The sequence below is a fragment of the Streptomyces sp. NPDC055078 genome, assembly GCF_053607985.1.
Genome location: NZ_JBSGUP010001101.1, coordinates 1 through 1,421, shown reverse-complemented (window position 1 = coordinate 1,421; position 1,421 = coordinate 1). Strand labels below are relative to the sequence as shown.

Below are 1,421 nucleotides of genomic sequence, written 5' to 3'. Positions count from 1 at the left end.
CCGCCCAGTCCACGTCTGGCCGCCGGGCGGGCTGTGTCCAGCCGGTGATCCGTATGAGCCGCTGCATCCAGTCGACGTCCTCGTCCGGAGCGGCCGCCAGGGGTTCGGGCACCTCCCGGCGAGCGACCACCAGCACCGGCCGCTCGGCCCCCTCGGCGTCCCGCACCGTACCCGTGCCGATCCACTGATCCCCGTACGCCCACGCCCGTATCGTCACGCCTCGGTCCTCGAAGGGGACGAGGAGAGCCGCGCCTCTGGACTCGTCGACCGCCGGATCGGTGAAGCCGTCGAGGACGAGGGTGCGCGGGGCGCCGTACCTGCTGCCGAGCAGGTCGGTCAGGTCCTGCGGCTCCAGGTCGCTGGGCAGGTACATGTAGCCGTCCCCCGAGCCGAGTTCGGCCAGCAGGTCGTTGACGGTCGCTTGCGTGAGATCCATGGCGGACAGTGAAGTGCACCGCACTGACAATGGACGTCCTCACAGACGTATCTGACGTCAGACCGGGAGGTGTTGGACCCACCCGAGGAGGCCGCAACTGGACGTAGCCATGGTCAACGGGATCGCGGATTTGCTCATCCGCTGCTCATGAGCCGCCTTCATTGCTGACGAAGTCGCGGACCCTGGAGGCGCACCAGTGGTGTGGAAACGTCAGCCCAGGTCGGCCAGAACGGCGGCCACCGCGTTGACCTTCCGTACGTCGGCCGCGTCCAGGCGGGCCCCGTCCAGGTCGGCGGCGATCTCCTCCAGCGACGTGATCACCTCCTCGCTCCACGTCCCGTACCCCGGGCCGCCGACAGGCACGAAGTGCGGGCCCGCACTTCGTGCACGGAGCGGGCGATGGCGCCCATCTGCCGGAATAACACCGGCCACGCCGGGCGCGGATACGTCCCCAGGTGCTCCGGAGCCGGGACACCGTCCAGGTGGGTCTGGATCATCCAGTCCCGGCCGATCACCTCGTGCGACCAGTCCGCGGCGATCACGTGTGGCATCAGGGGCGCGATCACCGCCAGCCACGGCACGCTGCCGTACTCGTTCCGCATCAGGCGGCGCTCACTGCGGAACTGGCGGGCCTCTTCCGGCACGACCCGCAGGATCACCGGCCGGTCCCGCCCGGCCAGGCCCACGCGGCACACGTTGTTGTACATCCCCGTGCCCAGCTCGACGGCGGATACCGGCGTGGCGGCGTCCCCGAAGGCCCGTACGCTCCAGGCGCCTGGGCGGGGGAGCGTGACGGCTCCCCGTCCGGGCGCCCGGTGCGGCGCGGTCAGCGCACGGTCTGAAGGGGACGGGGCGGGTTGCGTCAGCGCTGTTCGACTCCTGTGCGATGCCGCCGCCGTGCACCTGTCTCTGACCGGCCGGTCGACGACCCTGGTGGAGACTCCGGCGTTCGGCGGGGAACAGCCCCGGAGCAAGCCCAAACCCG

The 1,421-nt window shown here is 70.7% G+C and carries 1 protein-coding gene and 1 pseudogene; both read right to left on the bottom strand.

Features of this window, described 5'->3' with window-relative positions; all coding sequences use genetic code 11:
* Positions 1-436: pseudogene (locus ACWF94_RS40475) on the bottom strand (hypothetical protein); the annotation flags it as partial.
* Between the two features lie 317 nt (positions 437-753).
* Complete coding sequence (locus tag ACWF94_RS40470; RefSeq protein ID WP_453500290.1) at positions 754-1,143, bottom strand: phosphotransferase family protein; 390 nt, start codon at positions 1,141-1,143, stop codon at positions 754-756.
* Positions 1,144-1,421 lie beyond the last annotated feature (278 nt).